19 protein-coding genes are annotated in these 20,801 nt (G+C 75.4%); 7 read left to right on the top strand and 12 right to left on the bottom strand.

The window, feature by feature from the left end:
* The first annotated feature begins 183 nt into the window (after positions 1-183).
* Positions 184-861: a TetR/AcrR family transcriptional regulator gene (locus ACZ55U_RS36210; protein WP_465533356.1), complete on the top strand. Its 678-nt coding sequence runs from the start codon at positions 184-186 to the stop codon at positions 859-861.
* Positions 862-928: 67 nt separating this feature from the next.
* Here the strand turns inward: ACZ55U_RS36210 and ACZ55U_RS36215 are convergent, their stop codons facing one another.
* Positions 929-1,531 carry an SUKH-4 family immunity protein gene (locus ACZ55U_RS36215; RefSeq protein WP_465533358.1) on the bottom strand — a complete coding sequence of 201 codons (603 nt, stop codon included), beginning with the start codon at positions 1,529-1,531 and terminating at the stop codon, positions 929-931.
* A 163-nt stretch (positions 1,532-1,694) separates the two neighbouring features.
* Positions 1,695-2,762: a TerD family protein gene (locus ACZ55U_RS36220; RefSeq protein WP_465533360.1), complete on the bottom strand. Its 1,068-nt coding sequence runs from the start codon at positions 2,760-2,762 to the stop codon at positions 1,695-1,697.
* A 157-nt stretch (positions 2,763-2,919) separates the two neighbouring features.
* Between ACZ55U_RS36220 and ACZ55U_RS36225 the strand changes: the two genes are divergently transcribed.
* Complete coding sequence (locus tag ACZ55U_RS36225; RefSeq protein ID WP_465533362.1) at positions 2,920-4,185, top strand: pyroglutamyl peptidase; 1,266 nt, start codon at positions 2,920-2,922, stop codon at positions 4,183-4,185.
* A 59-nt stretch (positions 4,186-4,244) separates the two neighbouring features.
* Here the strand turns inward: ACZ55U_RS36225 and ACZ55U_RS36230 are convergent, their stop codons facing one another.
* The gene (locus ACZ55U_RS36230) at positions 4,245-4,745 is read right to left on the bottom strand and encodes an inorganic diphosphatase (RefSeq protein ID WP_465533364.1); all 501 of its coding nucleotides are present in this window, start codon (positions 4,743-4,745) and stop codon (positions 4,245-4,247) included.
* 98 nt (positions 4,746-4,843) lie between these two features.
* Here ACZ55U_RS36230 and ACZ55U_RS36235 point away from each other — a divergent pair, with 98 nt between their 5' ends.
* Complete coding sequence (locus ACZ55U_RS36235; protein WP_465533366.1) at positions 4,844-5,659, top strand: hypothetical protein; 816 nt, start codon at positions 4,844-4,846, stop codon at positions 5,657-5,659.
* Positions 5,660-5,761: 102 nt separating this feature from the next.
* Complete coding sequence (locus tag ACZ55U_RS36240) at positions 5,762-6,838, top strand: restriction endonuclease (protein WP_465533368.1); 1,077 nt, start codon at positions 5,762-5,764, stop codon at positions 6,836-6,838.
* Positions 6,839-6,908: 70 nt separating this feature from the next.
* Here ACZ55U_RS36240 and ACZ55U_RS36245 read toward each other — a convergent pair whose 3' ends face one another.
* From ACZ55U_RS36245 to ACZ55U_RS36255, 3 genes are all read right to left on the bottom strand, one after another.
* Positions 6,909-7,334: a cupin domain-containing protein gene (locus tag ACZ55U_RS36245; RefSeq protein WP_465533370.1), complete on the bottom strand. Its 426-nt coding sequence runs from the start codon at positions 7,332-7,334 to the stop codon at positions 6,909-6,911.
* A gap of 150 nt (positions 7,335-7,484) precedes the next feature.
* On the bottom strand, positions 7,485-8,273 hold the full coding sequence (locus ACZ55U_RS36250; RefSeq protein WP_465533372.1) for a Mut7-C RNAse domain-containing protein: 789 nt from the start codon (positions 8,271-8,273) through the stop codon (positions 7,485-7,487).
* Between the two features lie 98 nt (positions 8,274-8,371).
* Entirely contained in the window at positions 8,372-9,643 is a 1,272-nt protein-coding gene (locus tag ACZ55U_RS36255; RefSeq protein WP_465533374.1) for an MFS transporter, read from the bottom strand.
* Between the two features lie 381 nt (positions 9,644-10,024).
* On the opposite strand from ACZ55U_RS36255, the gene ACZ55U_RS36260 reads away from it, so the two are divergent.
* Together ACZ55U_RS36260 and ACZ55U_RS36265 are read left to right on the top strand one after the other, a co-directional pair.
* Positions 10,025-12,535 (top strand): xanthine dehydrogenase family protein molybdopterin-binding subunit, encoded by a 2,511-nt coding sequence (locus ACZ55U_RS36260; protein ID WP_465533376.1) that lies wholly within the window; start codon positions 10,025-10,027, stop codon positions 12,533-12,535.
* A gap of 62 nt (positions 12,536-12,597) precedes the next feature.
* Positions 12,598-13,065, top strand: coding sequence for a (2Fe-2S)-binding protein (locus ACZ55U_RS36265; RefSeq protein ID WP_465533378.1), 468 nt, complete (start codon positions 12,598-12,600; stop codon positions 13,063-13,065).
* A gap of 9 nt (positions 13,066-13,074) precedes the next feature.
* Here the strand turns inward: ACZ55U_RS36265 and ACZ55U_RS36270 are convergent, their stop codons facing one another.
* The 5 genes from ACZ55U_RS36270 to ACZ55U_RS36290 all read right to left on the bottom strand — a co-directional run bounded on the left by ACZ55U_RS36270 (position 13,075) and on the right by ACZ55U_RS36290 (position 18,694).
* Entirely contained in the window at positions 13,075-13,674 is a 600-nt protein-coding gene (locus tag ACZ55U_RS36270; protein WP_465533380.1) for a TIGR03086 family metal-binding protein, read from the bottom strand.
* 101 nt (positions 13,675-13,775) lie between these two features.
* On the bottom strand, positions 13,776-14,543 hold the full coding sequence (locus ACZ55U_RS36275; protein WP_465533390.1) for an SDR family NAD(P)-dependent oxidoreductase: 768 nt from the start codon (positions 14,541-14,543) through the stop codon (positions 13,776-13,778).
* A gap of 342 nt (positions 14,544-14,885) precedes the next feature.
* On the bottom strand, positions 14,886-15,617 hold the full coding sequence (locus ACZ55U_RS36280) for a transglycosylase family protein (RefSeq protein WP_465533382.1): 732 nt from the start codon (positions 15,615-15,617) through the stop codon (positions 14,886-14,888).
* Positions 15,618-16,171: 554 nt separating this feature from the next.
* Positions 16,172-16,840, bottom strand: a complete 669-nt coding sequence (locus ACZ55U_RS36285) for a response regulator transcription factor (protein ID WP_465533392.1) — start codon at positions 16,838-16,840, stop codon at positions 16,172-16,174.
* A gap of 186 nt (positions 16,841-17,026) precedes the next feature.
* Positions 17,027-18,694 carry a sensor histidine kinase gene (locus tag ACZ55U_RS36290; RefSeq protein WP_465533384.1) on the bottom strand — a complete coding sequence of 556 codons (1,668 nt, stop codon included), beginning with the start codon at positions 18,692-18,694 and terminating at the stop codon, positions 17,027-17,029.
* A gap of 550 nt (positions 18,695-19,244) precedes the next feature.
* On the opposite strand from ACZ55U_RS36290, the gene ACZ55U_RS36295 reads away from it, so the two are divergent.
* Complete coding sequence (locus ACZ55U_RS36295; protein WP_465533386.1) at positions 19,245-19,880, top strand: nucleoside/nucleotide kinase family protein; 636 nt, start codon at positions 19,245-19,247, stop codon at positions 19,878-19,880.
* Here ACZ55U_RS36295 and ACZ55U_RS36300 read toward each other — a convergent pair.
* A complete protein-coding gene (locus ACZ55U_RS36300) occupies positions 19,828-20,676 on the bottom strand; it encodes a DNA-formamidopyrimidine glycosylase family protein (RefSeq protein WP_465533388.1) in 849 nt (282 codons plus the stop codon). The two genes, ACZ55U_RS36295 and ACZ55U_RS36300, sit on opposite strands and share 53 nt — an antisense overlap.
* Positions 20,677-20,801: the final 125 nt, after the last annotated feature.

The raw sequence follows: 20,801 nt of genomic DNA on the forward strand, positions 1-20,801 counted from the left end.
TCGACGTGCTGTGGGCGATGCTGCGTGACAAGAGGCTCTTCACCTCCGCCCCGCCGGTCACGCAGACGGCTTGACACGATCATTGAGATTCTCCTCGCCGGAGCCACTAATGGGACTCTCGTTCCGTTAGGATGTCTCGAACCTAGCAGACCCTCCCGGGCTAATGGAACAGGAATCCCGTTAATGGCCGTCGAGCCCTCCCGACCCGCCCCCTCGCCGCCCGCGCCCGCCACGACCGAGGCCGCCCCCGAGAGCGCCACGCCCGGCACCGTCCGCCCCGGTGGCCGGACCGCCCGGGTGCGCACCGCCGTGCTGCGCGCCACCGAGGACGCCCTGGTCGAGCACGGCTTCGGCGGCCTGGACCTCGGCGACATCGCCCAGCGGGCCGGGGTCGGCCGCACCACCGTCTACCGCCGCTGGGGCAGCACCACCGCCCTGGTCGCGGACCTGCTCGCGGACATGGCCGAGCAGTCCCTGCCGCGCACCGACAGCGGCTCCCTCGCCGGGGACCTGCGCGCCAACGCCCGGCTCGTCCGGCGCACCCTGGCCGACCCCCGGCAGGGCGCGCTGTTCCGCGCGGTCATCGTGGCGGCGACCTGCGACCCGGAGGCGGCCGAGGCGCTGCGCCGCTTCTACCGGCGCCGGGTCGAGGAGTGGGCGCCGTGCGTCGCCGCCGCCGTCGAGCGCGGTGAACTCCCGCCGGACACCGACGGGTTCGAGGTGGTCCGGGCCGTCTCGGCGCCGCTCTACTACCGGATGCTCACCACCGGCGAGCCGCTGGACGAGGCCGCCGCCGACCGGGCGGCTGCGGCGGCCGAGGCGGCGGCGCGGTCCGGGGCGTACCGCCGCCAGGACGTCTAGGGCCTGGCTCCGGGAACGCGAACGGCCGCACGGCGCACGGGCGTTGCGCGGCCGTCGGGCCCGGGGATCAGTCCTCGTACTCGTCGCGCAGGTTCTCCAGCAGGCCCACCCAGAGGTCCGATTCGTCCGGCCCCTGCCCCAACTCCCGCACCAGCGACTCGAACTCGTCCAGCGCGGCCTTGGCGTCGCCCTCGCAGATCCGCTCCTCCAGGCGGGCCAGCAGCGCCAGCGCACCGATCAGCGCGGGCAGCGACTCGGCGGCCCGGCCGCCGTAGCCCTCCCCGTGGTCCCAGCCGTCCGGGTGGTAGATCCGTACCGTGCCGGTGTCGCCGGCCACCATCAGGTGCCGCTCGTGGAACGTCCCGACGCAGAAGCCCCAGTTGCCCGGCGGGGCGTCGTCGTCCGGCGCGCGCTCGCCGAACAGCTCGTCCTGGTCCGCCTCCCACATCCCGCGCTCGGGCAGGCCGGTGGCGTCGAAGCCGACGAAGTCGAGCTCGACGGCCGGCACCCCGACCTCGCTCAGGAACGCCCGGGCACCCGGCGCCGTCAGCCGCTCGGGCAGCGCCCCGGGCTCGGGCCGCCACAGCGTGCCCGGGCCGAAGCAGGACTCCAGCCAGGCCGCGGTGGGGTTCCGGGCGGCCGCGAGCAGTGCGGCTTCGGACGTGGTCATCGGTGCGTCTCCCCCGGTCAGGACGGTGCTGTGGCGCCATTCAAGCGCACCGCGCCGACAGCGGGGGCCGCCGGGGGTGACCCCGGCGGCCCCCGCCCGGCCGCGTTCTGCCGACCCGACCGGCCGACCGCCCGCCGACTCGGTGGCCCGCCGGCCTGACGGTTTAGAAGAAGCCGTCGTCCTCGTAGTAGTTGTTGACGACCACCTGCGGATCGTCGTCGAAGGCCTCGTTCAGCAGCGCGCCGCCGACCAGGCCGGCCGCGCCGGCGCCGATCAGCGCGCCAGTGCCGAAGCGCCGACCGCCCTGGGCCTGCTGGCCGGGCACCTGGGGCTGACCCTGCTGGACCGGCTGCGGATAGCCGGCCTGCGCCGGGGTGTAGAACGGCGGGACGTTGGTCTGCACCCGCTGGGCGCAGGCCACGCAGGCCTCGATCTGGCGCGGCACGCCCCACTGCGGCGACCAGAGCACCGCCGTGGTGCCGGCACCGTGCGAGGGGTCGAAGAAGCACGTCACTGGGGAACTCCCTGGTCCTGGCTGGTTCATCGGAACGATCGGCGCGGCGGCGGGCACCGGCGGCGCGACGGGCGGCGCCGGCGCGGCGGGCGCGACAGGCGGTACGGGCGGAGCGGGCGCGACAGGCGGTACGGGCGGAGCGGGCGCGGCCGACGCGGGTTGCAGGACGTCCACCCCGAAGTCCGTGGCGATGCCCGCCAGCCCGGTGGCGTACCCCTGCCCGACCGCCCGGAACTTCCAGTCCGCGCCGTGCCGGTACAGCTCGCCGAACACCATCGCCGTCTCGCCGCCGCCCTCCGGCACCAGGTCGTAGCGGACCGCCTCGGCGCCGCCGTCCTGGTCGACGACGCGGATGTGGGCGTCGCGGACCTGCCCGAAGGTCTGCCGCCGCTGCGCCGCGTCGTAGATCGCCACCGCGAAGACGACCTTCTCCACCTCGGCGGGGACCTCCGCGAGCCGGACCTCGATCTGCTCCCGGTCGACGCCGCCGCCGGAGGCGCCGTGGTGGCGGACCGAGCCGTCCGGGCTCCGCAGGTTGTTGAAGAAGACGAAGTTCTGGTCCGAGGCGACCTTCCCGTCAGCCCCGCAGAGCAGCGCGCTGGCGTCCAGGTCGTACCCGGGCCCGGCCGTCCAGCCGAGACCCACCCGGGCCACCCGGAGCCCGGGGGCCTGCTTGCCCAGGGAGACGTTGCCGCCCTTCGTCAGGGCCACGCTCATGGAACTCCTCCACCACCGTACGAGTACCGCTGTTCGTCCACGACAACGCTGTCGAGCCGACACCGGTTCCCGGTCGAACCACCGGCTTTCCGTCGAGGCCGAAACACCGCGCCGGTTCCCTGGCGGGCCGTCAGGTCCAGACCTATTGTCAGCAGACATGACATGTCTACGCCGCGCCTCCGGACTGGCCGCCGCACTCACCGGAACACTCGCCGCCCTGCTGGCCCCCGCCGCCGCCCAGGCCGCCCCGGCCGGCTGCCGCACCTCGGCCACGGTGCCGCTGGACCCCGAACAGGCCCGCCTCCAGGACGCCCGCACGACCGCCTTCACCGAGCGCTCGGGCCTCGGCGACCTGCCCGCGGCCTTCCCCGCCGCGCTGTGCGCCGCCCGCGACGCCCGGCAGGCCGAGCGGGTGGTGGACACCTGGGGCCGGAACCTCTGGCAGGCCGGTCTGGACCGCGCCCAGGGCCGCCGGCCGAGCGGCGAACTGCCCGCCCGGGACGACCGGCCGCTGTACTGGACCAGGCTCGCCATGACCGTCCAGCTCGCTCGCTGGCAGCCCCGGTTCGACGTCGACCACGCCGCCCTGCGCAGCCGCTTCGAGGACGCCTCGCGCGGCCTGGAGGACGGCTTCGGCCCCGCCCGCGACGTCCGGCGGATCTTCGTCAGCGGCTTCGACCCGTACGGCCTGGGCACCGAGCCGCGCCGCTCCAACCCCTCCGGCTCGGCCGTCCTGCGCCTGCACGGGCAGCGGCTCACCCTCGCCGACGGCAGCACCGCCGAGGTCCGGGCGGTGGTCCTGCCGGTGCGCTACGGGGACTTCGACGAGGGCATCGCGGAGCGTGCCTTCACCCCGCACCTGCGGCCGGGCCGGCAGACCGCCGACCTGATCACCACCATCAGCCAGGGCTACCCCGGCAAGTTCACCCTGGAGGAGTGGGCCGGCCGCGCCCGCTCCGCCGACCCGGCCCCGGACAACCGGGACGCGCTCTCCGGCGGCACCACCCAGCACCCGGTGGACGCCCCGGGGCTGGGCGCCGGACCGCAGTTCATCCGCACCACCCTGCCGGTCGACGCCATGACGGCCGTCCGGCAGCCCTTCCCGGTCCAGCTCGACACCTTCGTCACCGAGATCCCGATGGGCTCCACCGCCCCGGTCTACCGGCCCGACGGCCCCACCCCCGGCTCCCGCGCGGTCGCCGGTGGCGGCGGCGGATACCTCTCCAACGAGATCGCCTACCGCTCCAACCGGCTGCGCCTGCTCACCGCCCCGCAGCTGCCCGGCGGGCACCTGCACACCCCCGTCCTCACCGGTCTGCCCGCCGACCCGCAGCAGCTCACCGCACCGGAGTTCGAGCAGAACGAGGCCGCGATCGGCGACCAGGTGCGGGCGATCCTGAGCTCCGTCCGGCTCCGCCCCTGACGGCCGACCGGGCCGGGACGCCCGCGAAAGGCCGGGCGCCCCGGGCGGGCGGGCACCCGCTACGCCGGACGGGCGTAGCGGGTGCCCGCCGCGCGGGCGCGCGACTCGGCGATCTCGGCGTACGCGGCGTCGCGGCCCGCCCAGTGCGAGCCCTCGACGGACTTGCCGCGCTCCAGGTCCTTGTACACCTGGAAGAAGTGCGTGATCTCCAGCAGGTCGAACCGGGGCAGGTCGCCGATGTCCCGCAGGTCCGCGTAGCGCGGGTCCCGCGCCGGGGCGCAGAGCACCTTCTGGTCCGGGCCGCGCTCGTCGCGCATCACCCACATGCCCACCGCCCGGCAGGTCCGCACGCAGCCGGGCACGGCCGGTTCGCGGCCGAGCACCAGGGCGTCCAGCGGCTCGCCGTCGCCGCCCAGGGTCCCCTCGACGTAGCCGTAGTCGGCGGGGTAGCGGGTGGCCGTGAAGAGCGTGCGGTCCAGGCGGATCCGGCCCGCCACGAAGTCCATCACGTACTTGTTGCGCGACCCCTGCGGGATCTCGATCATGACCTCGAACTCCACCGCGGCCTCCTCCTCGGCTCCTGGGGGGCATTGTCCGCCGCCGACCCGGCCACCGAAAGCACCCCCGCCGTCCACCCCGGTCCACTAGGCTCCTGACCATGGGGAGTTGGCGGGTCACTGTCACGGATCGGCACCACCGCGGTGGTGGACGGCCGCAGGGCCGCCCGGAGGGGCCGCTGGCCCGCCGGAGCGGGCTGGAACTGCACGCGCGCGGCGACGTGCTCGACCGCCTCGACGCCACCGGCCGCTCCGTCTGGCGGCGCTCCTGCCCCGGCCGGCCCAACGCGGCCCACCTCTTCGCCGACCGGGCGCTGGTCACCACCGACCCCGTCGACCACGGCGCCGGGGAACGCTGCGGCCCGGCCCTGCTGCTGGACCTCGCCGACGGCAGCACCGTCGCCGAGCTGCGCGGTGAGCACGGCGCGGCGCTCGACGACGGCCGCTTCGTCCTCGGCCTGGAGGACGGCGACGCCCTCCGCACCCGGGTTCACGACCGGGACGGCGCCGTCCTGGACTCCTGGCACAGCTTCGGCCACTACGTGATCGGCGACGGCCTGCGGGTGGTCGAGACGGACCGCCGCCGCCCCACCGGGAGCCGGGTGGTGCGCCTGCTGCCCGGCGGCCGGATCGAGCCCGGCCCGCCGCTCGCCGACCCGCGGACCCCGCCACCGCTGGTCCTGCCCGACGGCACCCTGCTGGTCCTGGACGCCGGGGTGCTGCGCGCGGTCGGACGGGACCTGGAGGACGCCGTCCTGGCCGAACTGCTCCCGCTGGCCCCCGACCAGCAGCCGCGCTTCACCGGCTCCCTCCACCGCACCGCCGACCGCCTCACCGCCACCCTGGTCGAACGCCATCCGACCCGCATGGGCGCCTACACCACCCACGCCTGGACCCTCGACCTGCACGCGGCGTAGATCTCGATTGGGCTGCGGAACTGACGGACCGGCATCTCTTCGTCCACGTTCCCCTACGGTGGCGCCTGCAACAACCGTCACCATGCAAGAGGGGGCACGCCCATGTCCCGGAGCCGGAAGCTCCACCGCCTCAGCAACCCCGACGTCGACGAACGCCGCGCCCAGCGCGCGCTGTTCCGCCACCTCCGGGACGACACCAGCGCCGACCGCGGCCGGATGGCCAGGCGCGTCCGCGAGCTCCAGTTGCTGCTGGCGATGGACCCGGTGGAGTTCGAGGGGCTCATCGCCCGCCTGATGGAGGCGATGGGCATGGAGGTCTCGCTGACCTCCCGGTCGCGGGACGGCGGCGTGGACGTCCGCGGCACCGACCCCGACCCGTTCCGCGGCGGCAACGTGATCGTCCAGGTGAAGCGGTACCGGGACACGGTGGCGCCCTCGGCGGTGCGGGACCTGTACGGAACGCTGCGCCACGACCAGGCCGCGACCAAGGCCGTCCTCGTCACCACCAGCAGGTTCGGCCCCAGCTCGCACCAGTTCGTCGCGGGCAAGCCGATCAGCCTGATCAACGGCGCCGAGCTGGTCGGGCTGCTCAAGCACCACGGCTTCCACGAGGTCTTCGCACCCGCCCAGGACGAGTCCTCCGCCCAGGCCGGCGCCCTGGACGAACTGCCCGCGATCGACGTGGCCGCCGAGCCCTCCCGGCTGCTCCTGCACTGGACCGGCGAGGAGGAGTACGACATCGCCGCCCTGGTCTGCCGGGGGAACCAGGCGCTCTCCGACGACCACCTGGTGTTCTACAACAACGCCTCGACGCCCGACGGCTCGGTGCGGCTGGTGACGGGCTACGGCGACGCGAACGCCTGCCTGATGGTGGACTTCGACGCGCTGCCCGCCGAGGTCGACCGCCTGGTCGTGATCGCCGCCGCCGACACCGAGAACCATCCGAAGGCCACCATGGGCGGGTTCGCCGACCCTGCGCTGATCCTGGAGGCCGGCGCCGGGCAGGACGCGGCGGCGGTGCACCTCGCGGACGGCGCGGAGGCCAACACCGCGATGCGGCTCGGCCGGTTCGACCGCGAGCCGTCCGGGGTCTGGGAGTTCACCCCGGCCCTGGCCGGCTACCCGGGCGGGCTGCGCCAGGCCGTGACGGCCTACGGGCTGGAGGTCGTGGACGCCTGACGCGGCGGTGCGCCCGGCCGGCGCCGGGCGCACCACTGCTGCCGCGCTCCCGTCGGCGACCGCCCGCCGTTCACCGGGCGGTCGCCTCCCACGGCCCCTCCTCCGGGCGCGCCTCGCCGTCCGTTCCCGGCCAGGGCGGCATGGTGACGGCGGTGATCCGCAGCGGACCGGCGGAGTCCGCGTCCGCCCGGAACTGGAACGCGGTGCCCAGTGGTATCGACACCGCCGTGCCGGGCGTGAGCCGGACGGTCTCCTCCCGCCCGCCCTGGCGGCGCCAGAGCGCGCCGCTGCCCGCGGTGACCTGCCACAGCTCCTGCACGGTGGCGTGCGACACGGTGCGGGTGACCTGGCCCGGGGCGAGGGCGAAGACCGCGAGGCTCCCGCACCCCTCCAGTACCAGCAGCGGACGCACCTCGGCCCCGTCCGGGGCCGTGACCACGGGGGCGTCCGCCACGTCCGCGGTGTCGAAGGGCTGCTGCCCCGCCCGGTTGCTCATCCGATGACCTGGCCTCTCTCCCGCGCGTCCGAGGAGCGCGGACCCCGAGGAGCGCGGACCCCGCCGCAGACCTCCGAGGAACCCGAGCCCGAGGGGCACGGGCCCCACTGCCGATGGGACCACGGGCGCCGGGCCGCGCGCCAGGGCGCCCTACCCGGAGACGGCCCCGAGCGTGCTCCGGCCGTCCCCCGGCCCCTGGCCGTCCGCGCCGCTCGGGGCCGCCCCGAAGTCGCGCACGGCCTCGGTGACGATCGCCTCCAGCCGGGCGTGGTGGGCACCGCGCCAGTAGGCCTGGCCGCAGTCGGCGCACTGGGCGAAGGCGTCGTAGGAGCGCTCGGTGCCGTCCCGCAGCTGCTCGCGCACCGAGGTCTTGGTCGCCTGGCGCAGCGTGCCGTTGCAGGTGGTGCACCGGCTCCACGGGAGGAGCGGCGGGGCGAAGCGGGAGAGCACGTCGCGCAGCTGCTCGGCGGGGCGGTGGCTGTAGACGTAGGCCCCGGCCCACAGTTCGCGGCGGCGCAGCAGGCCGCGGTCCCGGGAGAGCATGATCCGCTGCTCGGCGGCCGAGCGGGCGGCCAGCGCGGCGTCGCCGATGTCGGGGTTCTCGTACGCGGCGTCCACGCCGAGCAGCCGCAGCCGGCGGGCGAGGGTGCCGAGGTGGACGTCCAGCAGGAAGCGCGGTGGGAGGGGCGAGGGCTGCGGCCTGGCCACGGCCCGCACGGAGACCTCCTCGCCGTCGGCCGGCACGTGGGTGTCGGGCACCGCGCGGCCGTCCACCAGCAGGCCGCCGACCTCGGTGAGCGGGACGCCCAGGGACTCCACGACGTGGCCGAGGGTCGAGGTGCCGTCGGTGCGCAGCTCGGTGCGCCCGGCCCGCCGGGGCGCGGAGACGAAGAGGTGCAGCTCGGGGGCGAAGTCGAGCCGGATCTGGGGTCGGTCCACGCGGCCAGCATGCCAGCGGACGGCGGGCCGGGGCCACCGGGTTTCCGGCGGCCGGAAACGGGGCCGCCGTCACGGTGTCCGGGTTCGGACGCCCGCCGTCACGGTGTGCGGGTTCGGACGCCCGCCGCCACCGGAGCCGGCACCGGGTGGTCCCGGTTCCGGGCCGCCCACCGGGCGACCGGTCCCATGGCGTGGCCGGCCGCGAGGAACGCCCCGCCCAGGACCAGCCAGCCCGCCGCTCCCCCGTCCAGCAGCAGGGTGGTGAGCAGCAGCGGTCCGAGGGTGCGGGCGACGGCGACGCCGGTGCCGAAGAAGCCCTGGTACTGGCCGATCCGCCCGGGTGGGGCGAGGTCGAAGGCGATCTGCCAGCTGCCGGCCGACTGCCTCATCTCCCCGGCGACCTGCAGCACGGAGGCGGCGACCAGCAGGGCGCCGACCGCCCAGACCGGCCCGTCCAGCGCGGACAGCCCGAAGACCGCGCAGGAGCCGAGCAGCAGCGCGCCGGCCGAGCGGACCGCCCTCGCGGCCGGTCCCGGTCCGGTGACTCCGCGCGCCGCCCGGACCTGGAAGGCCAGCACCGCGAGGGTGTTGAGCACGAACAGCGCCGAGCCGAGCCAGCCGATCCCGGGGGCGCGCTCGGCGATCCAGAGCGGGATGATCAGGCTCAGCAGCGGCATCCGCAGCAGCAGGACGGCGTTGAGGGCGGTGACGGCGGCGTACCGGTGGTCGCGGAGCACGGCCAGTCGCGGCCCGTCGTCCGTCCGCGCCGCGGTGGGCGGGGTCTCCGGCAGCCCGCGCAGGACCAGTGCGGCGAGCAGGAAGCCGATGGCGGTGACGGCGAACGCGCCCTGGTAGGCGGCCGGGGTGCCGACGCTCAGCGCGATGCCGCCGACGGCGGCGCCGACGGCCAGTCCCCCGTTGAGGGTCGACTGGATGTGGGCGAGCAGGGCGGTCCGCCGCCCGGGCGGCACCAGGGCGGCGACCAGCGCCTGACGGGCGGCGGTGAGGCCGGACTGGGCGGTGGCGTAGAGGCAGACGGCGAGCAGGAACAGCGGGTAGGAGCGGATCACCAGGAAGGCGGCGACCACGGCCGCCGCGGCGAGCGCGAGCGCGACGGAGGTGCGGCGCGGGCCGCGCCGGTCGGCGAGGTGGCCGAGCGGCACGCCGGCGACGGAGCCGAGCGCCCAGGCGAGGGTGAGACCCAGTCCGAGGGCGGTCGGTGACATCCCGACCACCCGGGTGAAGTAGAGCGCGGAGCAGGTGTAGTAGGCGCCGTCGCCCACGGCGGCGGCCAACTGGGCGGCGGCGACCGTCCGTTGCGGTCCGGCGGGCGGAACGGCACCCCAGCGGGTGGCGCGGTCGGTCGGCATGCCCCTCCTCCACTCGTACGCGGGTGCGGCCCTGCCGGCGGGCCGGCGGTCACCCGCACGGGCCCGTTCGCGTAAACGACTTCACGGGCCGTCACCCCTGCCCGCGACCGCCGGACGGGCGGCGCGTGACGGCTGCCCCGTGGCCGCCGGTCGTGGTGCGCCCCCAGCCTAGGGAGGAAGCGGCCCAGTGGACCGGTCCAGTGATCCAGGAACTTCCTGGGCCACTTCCGGGTGTCGCCGCACCGCCGACCGACCGCTGAACCCTCGTGCGAGGGGGGCCAGTTGGACCCTCGGACTGCTCCGGAACGGCTCCGCCCGGGCCTCGCCCGCGCCTCGGAAGCGCCGTCCGTATCCGCTCCGACTCCGCTGCCGCCGATCACCGTGAAACACCGATCGGGCAGACCAGGGGCCAACTTTGACCGTGTTGACCCGTCAGTAGCGCCCTTTTATGCTCAACGGCGTTCGCGATCCGGCACCGGGCAGGGGCCGCCCCGCCCGCCCGTCCGGTCGCCGTCTCCGGCTCGAAGGGTTCCTCTCATCAGCGCCTTCACCGCACCCTCGGACTCCGCCGGTCACCTCCCGAACGCCGCGGACACCGCCGACAGCGCCGAGACTCCGGACGGCGCCCCGTCCCCGGACGGCCGCGGCGCCACCCGACGCCGGCGCTTCCTCACCTACCTGCTGGCCGCGCCCACCCTCACCGTCGGCGCCCGCCTCGGCCTCGACGCCGCCGCACCCGCCGCCGCGCGGGCCGCCACCCCGAAGCCCGGCGGGCCCGCCGCCCAGGCCGCGCAGGCCGCCGTGCCCGTCCGGGAGACCGCCCTCCCCCAGCAGCTGATCGGCCTGCCCGGCATCCCGGACATCGTCGACCTCGGCGACGCGATGATCATCGCCGGGCTGCCGACCTCGCACCTGCTGGTGCTGGAGATCACCGCCGCCGGACGCGCCGTGCTGCACCTGCCCCGGCTGGAGGTCGGCCAGGGCCTCACCACCGCCATCGCCATGATCGTCGCCGAGGAGCTCGACGCCCGGCTCTCCGACGTCGACGTCCCGCTCTCCGACTCCCGCCCCGAACTGGTCTTCAACCAGCTGACCGGCGGCTCCAACTCGATCCGCTCGCTGTACGATCCGGTGCGCGCCGCGGCCGCCGCCGCCCGCGCCCGCCTGGTGACCGCCGCCGCCAAGCGCTGGAACGTTCCCGCGACCGCCCTGCGCACCGCCGACTCCGCCGTCCTCGCCCCCGACGGCCGCCGGCTCGGCTACGGCGACCTCGCCGTCGAGGCCGCCGGCGTCACCGCCCCCGCCGTCCCGAGCCTGCCCAAGACCACCGACCAGCTGCGCCTGGTCGGCAGGGCCACCAGCCGGATCGACGCCCGCGACATCGTCACCGGCCGCGCCCAGTACGCCGGGGACCTCCGGATCCCCGGCGCCGTGCCCACCGTGGTCGCCCGGCCGAGCACCGTCAACGGCACCCTCAAGTCCCTGGACGCCTCCGCCGCCCGCGCCATGCCCGGGGTGCTCGGCGTGGTGCCGATCCCGAGCGGCGTCGCCGTCCTCGCCGAGACCTTCGACCAGGCGCTCAAGGCCCGCGACGCGCTGCGCACCACCTGGAACCCGGGGCCGGTCGCCGGCCTCTCCGACGCGGACGTGCGGTCCCGGCTGCGCGCCGCCCACCTGCCGTCGCTTCCGCCGCCGCTGCTCTCGCACCGGGTGGAGGGCGAGTTCGACTTCGCCTTCGTCAACCACGCCCCGATGGAGGTGCTCACCGCCGTCGCCGACGTCCGCCCCAACCGGGCCGAGATCTGGTTCGCCTCGCAGAGCCCGATCCTCGCCCAGGGGACCATCGCCGCCGAACTCGGCCTGCCGGAGAACGCCGTCACCGTCCACGTGGTGCGCGGCGGCGGCTCGTTCGGCCGCCGGCTGTTCTTCGACGCCGCCCTGGAGGCCGCCCAGGTCTCCAAGGCCGCCGGCCGCCCGGTCAAGCTGATGTGGACCCGCAACGACGACATGCGCCACGGCCGGATGCGCCCGGCCAGCCACCACCTGATCCGGGCCACCTACGGCCTCGGCCAGGTGTTCAGCTGGGAGCACCACGTGGCCGGCGTCCGCACCGATCTCGGGCACGGCCTCGGCGACATGCTCACCGCCGCCGGCTACAACCTCCCGCTGGCCGGGCTCACCGCCTCCGAGCTGTTCTTCCTGCTCACCGAGAAGATCCCGTACGACGTCGGCGTGCCCACCCAGCTGCTCGCCGAACTGCCGCTGGAACTGCACACCGGCAGCTGGCGCTCGGTCTACTCGGGCACCGTCCGGGTCTCCGACGAGATCATGATGGACGAACTCGCCCGCAGGATGGGCCAGGACGAACTCTCCTTCCGCCGCGACCGGCTGCGCAGCGCCGCCGGCCGGGCGGTGCTGGACACGCTCGCCAGGAAGGGCGGCTGGGGCCGGCCGATGCCCCCCGGCCAGGCCCAGGGCATCGGCTACCACGACGAGCACAGCGCCTGCGTAGGCTACCTGGTGGAGCTGGACGCCACCGACCGGGCCGACCCCCGGGTGACCAAGGCGGTCGTCGTCGCCGACGTCGGCCGGGTGATCAACCCCAGCGGCCTGGAGGCCCAGCTGACCGGCGCGCTGGTCGACGGCATCTCGGTGATCCTCCGGGCCGGCAACCACCTGGACAACGGCGCCTTCCGGGAGGGGAGTTACGGCGACTTCCACTACGCCCGGCAGCGGCACACCCCGCCGGTGGTGGAGATCCACCTGATGCCGCCGAGCGGCCCGCCCGGCGGCGCGGGGGAACTGGGCGTCCCGGCCGCCTCCGCCGCCGTCGCCAACGCCTACGCCCGCGCGACCGGCACCAGCCCGCGTTCCTTCCCGATCAACTTCTGACCCGCCGGGGCCCACCGGCCCACCGGCGCCCACTGACCACCAGCTGAGGAATCCCGACCCTGATGCCCTCCCACACCTTCGTCCTCAACGGGAAGCCCGTCACCGTCGAGGCCCCGGACGACATGCCGCTGCTCTGGGTGCTGCGCGACAAGCTCGGCGTCACCGGCCCCAAGTACGGCTGCGGGGTGGGCGTCTGCCGCGCCTGCACCAGCCACCTGGACGGCCAGGAGTTCCAGCCCTGCACCCGCTCCGTCAAGGACTGCGCCGGCCACACCGTCACCACCATCGAGGGCCTGGCGGACGGCGACGTGCTGCACCCCGTCCAGGAGGCCTGGCTCGCCTGCGACGTCGCCCAGTGCGGCTTCTGCCAGCCGGGCCAGATCATGACCGCCGTCGCCCTGCTGCGCCACACCCCGAACCCGACGGACGCGGACATCGACCAGATCCAGAACATCTGCCGCTGCGGCACCTACCCGCGCATCCGCGAGGCGATCAAGCAGGCCGCCGCCCGGCAGGCCGCCAAGCCCTGAGCCGGGGGACTACCCGGCGTCCTGGGGGTCGCGGCCGAAGAAGGCCGCGAGCCGGTCGTACGCCGGGGCGTCCTCGGGGACGGCGACGGCGGGGCCGAAGGCGTGGTGGTCCTCCTCCGCGCCGCGGTACTCGGGTTTGAGCGCGCCGGTGGCCCAGGCCAGGGCGGCGTCCGCCACCTCGTGGTCCAGGCCCTCGGTGGACTGACCGGTGGCGTGGGCCAAGTCCCATCCGTGGACGGCGAATTCGGCGATCTGCTGGTCCACCGGGAAGCGCGCCGGGAGGGTGCCGGCGCCGGGGACTTCCACCGTGCCGCCGAGGTCGCCGGCCGCGCGCCAGGCATCGACCAGCTCCTGCGCCCCTGCCTCGAAGGCATGCAGCCAGTCGTCCTCCACCCGTTCGAAGGACTGCGACCGGTCCGGCTGCCCGCCCCGCGCCCGGACGGTGAACTGCCGCAGGTCGTGCAGGAGGTGGCTGATCAGGTCACCGACGTCCCAGGAGCGGCAGGGCGTCGGGTGGCCGGCCAGCTCGACGCCGACGCCGTCGATCAGCCCGGCGGTCTGCGCGAGGGCCCGGGCGAGCAGCTCGATCGGGTCGTCCGCTGCGGTCATGGCACGCCTCTCGGTACGGGGGCACGGTCTGCCGGGCGATCGTAAGCGCGAGCGCCGACAACCGCCCGGCGCGACACCGCACCCCGGGGTGCGCCGGGGGCTCAGACGGCGAAGCCGCCGTCCACCGCGAGCTCGGCGCCGGTGACGTAGCGCCCGTCCTCGCCCACCAGGTAGGCGACGGCGGCCGCGACCTCCGCGCCGGTGCCGAAGCGGCCGAGCGCGGTGAGCCCGCTCTGGATCTCCGCCGAGGGGCCGTCGGCCGGGTTCATCTCGGTGTCGATCGGCCCCGGGTGGACCAGGTTGGCGGTGATCCCGCGCGGCCCGAGCTCCCGGGCCAGCGCCTTGGTCAGGCCGATCAGCGCGGCCTTGCTGGTCGCGTACAGCGTGGTGCCGGGGAAGGCGACGCGCTGGGCCACGCAGCTGCCGACGGTGACGATCCGCCCGCCCTCGGCCAGGTGGGCGGAGGCCGCCCGCGCATACAGGAAGGGCGCCCGGACGTTCACCTCCAGCACCCGGTCGACGTCCGCCAGGGTCAGGTCGCCGATCGGGCCGAGGACGCCGACCCCGGCGTTGTTCACCAGGACGTCCAGGCGCCCGAACCGCTCCACGACGGCCGTGACCACGTCCTCCACCGCCTGCGGGTCGGCGCTGTCCGCCCGGACGGCCCAGCCGGTCCGCCCCAGCGCGGTGATCTTCGCGGCGACCTCCTCGGCCCGCTCCGCGCCGCCCCGGTAGGTCAGCACCACGTCGGCGCCGTCCTCGGCCAGCCGCAGGGCGACCGCCTCGCCGATCCCCCGGCTGCCGCCGGTCACCAGGGCCACCTTGCCGTCGAGGCCGCCCAGGCCGTCGCGCACCGTCGAACCGTTCATCGCCATCTCTCCAGAACTCCTCGTGCCGATCTCGGACATGACCCGATCCTGGCCCGGGGCGCCTGGAACCTCCGGCGGTATTCGGACATTGCGTTCAACGTTCAACCATGCGCCGAAGCACTTCCACGCGCGGAAGCATTTCCACGCACGGAAGCGCTTCCACACCCCGGCGCGCACGGCGCATGGCTCAGCCCGCCTCCCCCAAGCACGCCGCGGCGGCCGCCCCCTCGGCGGGGACGGCCGCTCGGCCTGTCAGGCGGCGGGCCCGTCAGCCGACCCCGGTCGGCCGGTTCCTGGCCGGCCGGCCCCTGGTCGAACCGATTCCGCTCAGACGGAGGCCCGTCAGACGGTCAGCGTCTGGCCCGGGAAGATCAGGTCCGGGTCGTCGCCGATGACGCGCACGTTGTTCCGGTAGAGGCTGTCGGTGTCGATGCCGAACTTGGCCGCGATGTCGCTCAGGGTGTCACCGCTCCTGACGGTGTACCCGCCGCCGTCGGCGGTGTTCGCCGGCGCCACGGGGGCGGACTGCGCCGGCTTGGCCGAGGGACGGCCCTCGGGGGCCTGCTGCGCGGCGGAGGGCTTGGTCGCGGGCTTGGCGGCCGGCTTGGCCGCCCTCGTGGCCGGCTTGGCCGCCTTGGCCGCCGTGCCGCCCGAGGTGTCGACGGCCGCCGGAGCGCCGCCCCGGCCCAGTCCCGCCTTCTTCCCGCAGACCGGCCAGGCGCCCGGACCCTGCGAGGCGAGGACCTTCTCCGCGACGGCGATCTGCTGCGCCCTGGTCGCCTGGTGGGCCTGGGAGGCGTACGCGGTCCCGCCGTACGCGGCCCAGGTGGACGGGCTGAACTGCAGTCCGCCGTGGAAGCCGTTGCCGTTGCTGATGCTCCAGTTCCCGCCGCTCTCGCACTGGGCGACGGCGTCCCAGGTCGAGACGGGAGCGGCGGAGGCCGAGGTGGCCGTGACGAGGCCGGTCACCGGCAGGGCCGCGACGGCGGCACCCGCGACGACCGCCATCCGCAGGCGGTGGCGCTTGCTGGTGGTGGTGTCGGTGGCAGCGGCGGTCTCGTGACGGAGATTCATACAAATCCTCTCGACAAGCCCCGGGCGGGCATGCGGAACCAGGCCCGGGACATGGGCCGGCGGTCTTTTGCTCACCTCACTCGACGGGCGGCCGGACACGTGTCGGACGTGCCGTGCCGCCCCGGTCACCTCCGCACGCCGACGGCCTGTTCGAGCCGGCTCGTCGACGGGCACCGCCCTCGCGCCGCGGGTCAGTCGGCGGGCAGTGCGTCGGGGTGAACCCGGGTGGCGCTCGTTGCGCCGCCAATGAAGCTAGGGGCATCACCCGGACGCAGCAAGCGATTCTTGGACGTCGCTGGTCAATTGACTGTTACCGGCGGTATCGATCAGAAAATCATGACCGATTTGAATGCTTTTGACCATATTTTCAAGATCAGATGGTCAAATTCCGTGCCCGCCCTCACACCTCTCCAGCCGAGAAAGCCGGCACACCATCCACGCTGAGGAATCGTCAGCTGACACCCCGTCACCGCCACAGCCGGAGTTCCCGGTTCCGCACCACCGTCGAGTGGCATCCGTCACGCCCGACACCCGACGTGACCGGAACGGCACCCTCAGCGACGGCCGTCCAGCTCCGCGTCCCGGGCCAGCAAGGCCGCCTGAACCCGGTTCTCGCAGCCCAGCTTGGCCAGGATCCGGCTCACGTAGGTCTTCACCGTCGCCTCGCTCATGTGGATCCGCGCCCCCGCGTCGGCGTTGGACAGCCCCTCGCCGAGCAGCGCCAGCACCTCCAGCTCGCGCGGGGCGAGCACCTCCAGCCGGCGCCGCGCCGCCACGGCGCGCGCGGCCAGCGAGGCGCTGCGCCCGGAGGCCAGCGAGTCGACGATGTGCCGGGTGGCGGCCGGCGACAGGAAGGCGTTCCCGCCCGCCGCCGCCCGGACGGCCTGGATCAGCTCGTTCGGCGCGGTGTCCTTGAGCAGGAAGCCCGCGCCGCCCTCGGCCACGGCGCGCAGGACGTTCTCGCGCTCCCCGAAGGTGGTGAGGATCAACGCCCGCGCGCCGGGGGCGGCCTTCGCCAGCTCCCCGAGCGCCGTCAGACCGTCCATCACCGGCATCTGGATGTCCAGCAGCACCACGTCCACCCGGTGCGCCCGCGCGAGCTCCAGCGCCTCCCGCCCGTCGGCGGCCTCCGCGACCACCTCGATGTCGTCGGCGGAGCCGAGGATCATCCTGATCCCGGCCCGGATCAGCGGCTCGTCGTCGGCGACGAGGACTCGGATCACGCTGGTCATTCCCCTCGAACGGTGCGTCGGCTGCGTCACCATCCTCACATCCCGGCGGGGCCGCCCCGCACCGCCCCCGGACCGGTGGCCGGTCCTGCCGCCGGACGCCCGACCGCACCGCCCCCGGACCGGTGTCCGGTCCTGCCGCCGGACGCCCGACCGGACCGCCTCGGCGCGCGCGGGCGCTCAGCCCCCGGCCACGTACTCCTGCTTGTCCACCAACACCCCGTCACGGAAGCAGAACCGCGCCACCTGCTCCTCGTCCCAGCCGGACCCTGGCACACCGTCCAGCGCGTACCAGCGGCAGTGCGCGCCCGCCGGCACCTCGGGGCCGCTCGCCTTGTAGGGGTCGGTGAAGAAGTCGTTGCCGCGCGGCAGGGCGCGCAGCACCTCGGCCTCGGCCGTGCCGACCTCGATCCGGTCGAACACCGGCTTGCGCACCGTCGCCTCCCTGCTGCCCTGGACGAAGGCGACCACTCCCCAGACCAGCAGGCCGAGCACGGTCAGCGCGACCGCGACGACCCCGACCGCGCAGCCCGTCGCCGGGCTGCGCCGCCCGCGCCGCGGCTCCTCGACCGGCGGCGGGCCGTCCAGGATCCAGTCCTCGGCACCGCCCGCCGGGGCGGCCGTCCCCTCCTGTTCCGCCCCTGCGTACGGGAGGACGGCCGCCAGCCGGAAACCGTGCTCCGGCGTGGGCCCGGCGTGCACCATGCCGCCGACCAGCCGGGCGCGCTCCCGCAGGCCGGCCAGCCCCTGACCGCCGCTGACCACCGCCCCCGCGCCGGGGCGCGCGCCGACGAGCTCCGGCGCGCCGGTGTTGGTCACCTCCACCACCAGCGCGTCCGGCTCGTACCGGAGCGCGACACCGATCGGCGCGCCGGGGGCGTGCTTGTGCGCGTTGGTCAGCGCCTCCTGCACGATCCGGTACGCCGCGTGGTCGACGGCGGCCGGCAGCGGGCTCCGCTCGCCCTCCAGCCCGAAGCCGACCTCCGCCCCGGCCGCCCGGGAGGACTCCACCAGTCCCCCGATCCCGTCCACCCCGCCCCGGGCCGGCGCCCCGGCGGGCGTCCCGGCGCCGGGCGGCAGCGCCGTCGACTCGTCGTGCAACACCCCGACCACCTCGCGCAGCTCGCGCATCGCCGCGACCGCCGCCTGTCGCAGCACCCCGACCGCCTCGCGCTGCCGGTCGGTGAGCGTCCGGTCCACCTCCAGCGCGCCGGAGTGCACCGAGATCAGCGCCAGCTGGTGGCCCAGGCTGTCGTGCATGTCCTGGGCGATCCGGTGCCGCTCGCGCAGCCGCGCCTGGTGCACCACCATGACCCGCTCGCGCACCAGCTGCTCGTTGCGCTCGCGCAGCGCGTCCAGCAGGGCACGGCGCTGCGCCCGGTAGCGGCCGTAGAGCGCGGGCAGCACGGCGGACACCAGGAAGAAGCCGAGCGACATCGGCAGGACCAGCTTCGGCGACAGCGAGGTGACGTCCTTCAGCACGCCCGCCGCGGTGAAGAGCGCCCAGCCCACGACGAAGGCGCCGACCAGCGACCAGACCCGGCGGATCCGCGCCCCGGCGGTCCAGCCCGCGCAGATCAGCAGCAGCAGCGGCCCGGCCGACCAGCCGGCCAGGGCCGAGGCGGCGAGCAGCACGGTGGCCGGCAACCCCTTGCGCAGCACCCACAGCACGGCGACGGCCACGCCGAAGGACAGGGCCAGACCGGTGTCGAGCAGCGCCTCCAACAGCGCCGCGAACCCGCCCATCAGCAGGGCGAGGACCGCCTCGCCCACCACCCGGCGGGGCCGCCAGGGCCCTGGCAGTGCCGTCCGTACCGCCGTGTTCCAGGCCCGTGCGATCGCTTCCACCCGTCGAGGCTAACGGTGCGGCCGGGGCACCCGCCGTCCTCCTTCGTCGTCGCCCGACGCCGACGAAAGTCGCCCGGCCTCGCGGAACACCCGCCGAAGGGGCACCGATCCGCCGAGGAGGCACCGCCCTCCGCCGTCAGAGCCCGGAGAGGTCCGCCTCCACCGGTACGGCGCCGCGGCCTCGACCGACCCGGTGAACAGCTCCCCTGCGCGGTCGCCGGCCTCGGCCGCGTTCCAGCACGCAGGTGTGCACGACCGGCCGTCACGGCGTACCTGCCCCGGGCTGCCGGGCGGGTCCGGTGCCGTGTGCCACGGCCCGGCACGAGCCGGCTCCGGCCTATCTCGGCTCCGGTCTTCCTCGGCTCCGGCCTATCTCGGCTCCGGCCTATCTCGGCTCCGGCCTTCCTCGGCTCCGGCCTATCTCGGCTCCGGCCTTCCTCGGCTCCGGCCTATCTCGGCTCCGGTCTTCCTCGGCTCCGCCCTTCCTCGGCTCCGGCCCGAGCGGGCGAAGAGGGCCGCGGCGGAGGCCGGGGCACGGCAGGATGGCCCGATGCAGGTACGCCCGATCTCCCCCGACAACCTGGCCGAGCTGCTCGCCGACCGCATCACCGCCCTGCCCGGCGCCGGCGGGCGCCACCTGCGGGTGGCCGTGGACGGCGCGGCGGCCGCCCGCCCAGGGGCGCTCGCCGACGCCCTGGTGGAGCCGCTGAGGCTGCGCGGCCGTCCGACGCTGCGGGTCTCGGCGGCGGACTTCCTGCGCCCGGCGTCGATCCGGCTGGAGTACGGCCACCACGACGCGGACGCCTTCCACGACCTCTGGCTGGACGACGGCGCCCTGATGCGCGAGGTCCTCGACCCACTGGAGCCGGGCGGCAGCGGCCGCGTGCTGCCCTCCCTGCGCGACCCGGTCACCGACCGTTCGACCCGCGCCCCGTACACCGAACTCCCGCCCGGTGGCGTGCTGTTGCTGGACGGCGCCCTGCTGCTGGGGCGCTGGTTGCCGCTGGAGCTCACCGTCCACCTGGCGCTCAGCCCCGCCGCGCTGGCCCGCCGCACCCCCGCCGACGAGCAGTGGACGCTGCCCGCCTTCGCCCGCTACGAGGCGCAGACCGTCCCCGTCGAGGCCGCCGACGTCACCGTCCGGGTCGACGACCCGCGCCACCCCGCGCTGGTCGAAGCGCTCTGACGTCCGGAGCCGGGCCGCGCTGGCAGTACGGGCACCAGAACACCGCCCGGTCGCGCGGCGGCGCGCCCTGGCGTCCGGTCGCCACGGGGGTGACGCAGCGCGGACACGGCCGCCCGGCCCGGCCGTAGACCCAGTGCTGGTACCCGGGCCGGGTGTCGCCGGTGGTGATGTGCCCGGGGCGCAGCTTGTTGGCCTCCAGCATCTGCCGGGCACGCTCCACCAGCCGGTCCGGGTGCGGGAGTTCACCGACCTCGGTCCACGGCGTCACGCCCGCGACGAAGCACAGTTCGTTGGCGTAGACGTTGCCGATCCCGGCCAGGTTGCGCTGGTCGAGCAGGGCCTCGACGACCGGGCGGCCCGGGCGGGCGAGGAGCCGGCGGACGGCCTCGGCCGGATCCCAGTCGGGGCCGAGCAGGTCGGGGCCGAGGTGGCCGACGATCCGTCGTTCGTCGGCGGTGCGCAGCAGCTCGACGACGGGCAGCCGGTAGCCGACGGCGGTGCCCCGGTCGGTGGCGAGGACGGCGCGGATCTGCCAGGCGGGGCCGCCGGTCCACTGCTCGCCGGGCCGGTAGACCTCCCAGCGGCCGTCCATCCGCAGATGGGTGTGCAGGGTGAGGCCGCCTTCGAGGCGGGTGAGCAGGTGCTTGCCGCGCGGGGCCACCTCCAGCACCCGGCGGCCGGCGAGGTCGGCGGTGGCGTGCGCGGGCACCCGCAGGTCGGCGCCGGTCAGCGGTTGTCCGGCGAGGACCTCGTGCAGCCGGGCCGCCACGCGGTAGACGGAGTCACCTTCTGGCATGTCTCCATTCTGGTCCGTGGGGCGGCCGGGCGCGGGGGGGGGGGGGGGGGGGGGGGGGGGGGGGGGGGGGGGGGGGGGGGTGGGGGGGGGGGGGGGGGTGGACGCGGATGGTGAGACGGGGACAA

Source organism: Kitasatospora sp. NPDC034533, assembly GCF_055575155.1.

Bases quoted from the DNA above. Each gene is read 5' to 3' on its own strand.
- ACZ55U_RS36235 (WP_465533366.1), top strand. From the start codon at position 4,844: ATGGGGAGTTGGCGGGTCACTGTCACGGATCGGCACCACCGCGGTGGT.
- ACZ55U_RS36245 (WP_465533370.1), bottom strand. From the start codon at position 7,334: ATGAGCAACCGGGCGGGGCAGCAGCCCTTCGACACCGCGGACGTGGCG.
- ACZ55U_RS36300 (WP_465533388.1), bottom strand. From the start codon at position 20,676: ATGCCAGAAGGTGACTCCGTCTACCGCGTGGCGGCCCGGCTGCACGAG.
- ACZ55U_RS36225 (WP_465533362.1), top strand. From the start codon at position 2,920: ATGACATGTCTACGCCGCGCCTCCGGACTGGCCGCCGCACTCACCGGA.
- ACZ55U_RS36265 (WP_465533378.1), top strand. From the start codon at position 12,598: ATGCCCTCCCACACCTTCGTCCTCAACGGGAAGCCCGTCACCGTCGAG.
- ACZ55U_RS36210 (WP_465533356.1), top strand. From the start codon at position 184: ATGGCCGTCGAGCCCTCCCGACCCGCCCCCTCGCCGCCCGCGCCCGCC.
- ACZ55U_RS36220 (WP_465533360.1), bottom strand. From the start codon at position 2,762: ATGAGCGTGGCCCTGACGAAGGGCGGCAACGTCTCCCTGGGCAAGCAG.
- ACZ55U_RS36280 (WP_465533382.1), bottom strand. From the start codon at position 15,617: ATGAATCTCCGTCACGAGACCGCCGCTGCCACCGACACCACCACCAGC.
- ACZ55U_RS36295 (WP_465533386.1), top strand. From the start codon at position 19,245: ATGCAGGTACGCCCGATCTCCCCCGACAACCTGGCCGAGCTGCTCGCC.
- ACZ55U_RS36270 (WP_465533380.1), bottom strand. From the start codon at position 13,674: ATGACCGCAGCGGACGACCCGATCGAGCTGCTCGCCCGGGCCCTCGCG.
- ACZ55U_RS36215 (WP_465533358.1), bottom strand. From the start codon at position 1,531: ATGACCACGTCCGAAGCCGCACTGCTCGCGGCCGCCCGGAACCCCACC.
- ACZ55U_RS36240 (WP_465533368.1), top strand. From the start codon at position 5,762: ATGTCCCGGAGCCGGAAGCTCCACCGCCTCAGCAACCCCGACGTCGAC.
- ACZ55U_RS36275 (WP_465533390.1), bottom strand. From the start codon at position 14,543: ATGAACGGTTCGACGGTGCGCGACGGCCTGGGCGGCCTCGACGGCAAG.
- ACZ55U_RS36255 (WP_465533374.1), bottom strand. From the start codon at position 9,643: ATGCCGACCGACCGCGCCACCCGCTGGGGTGCCGTTCCGCCCGCCGGA.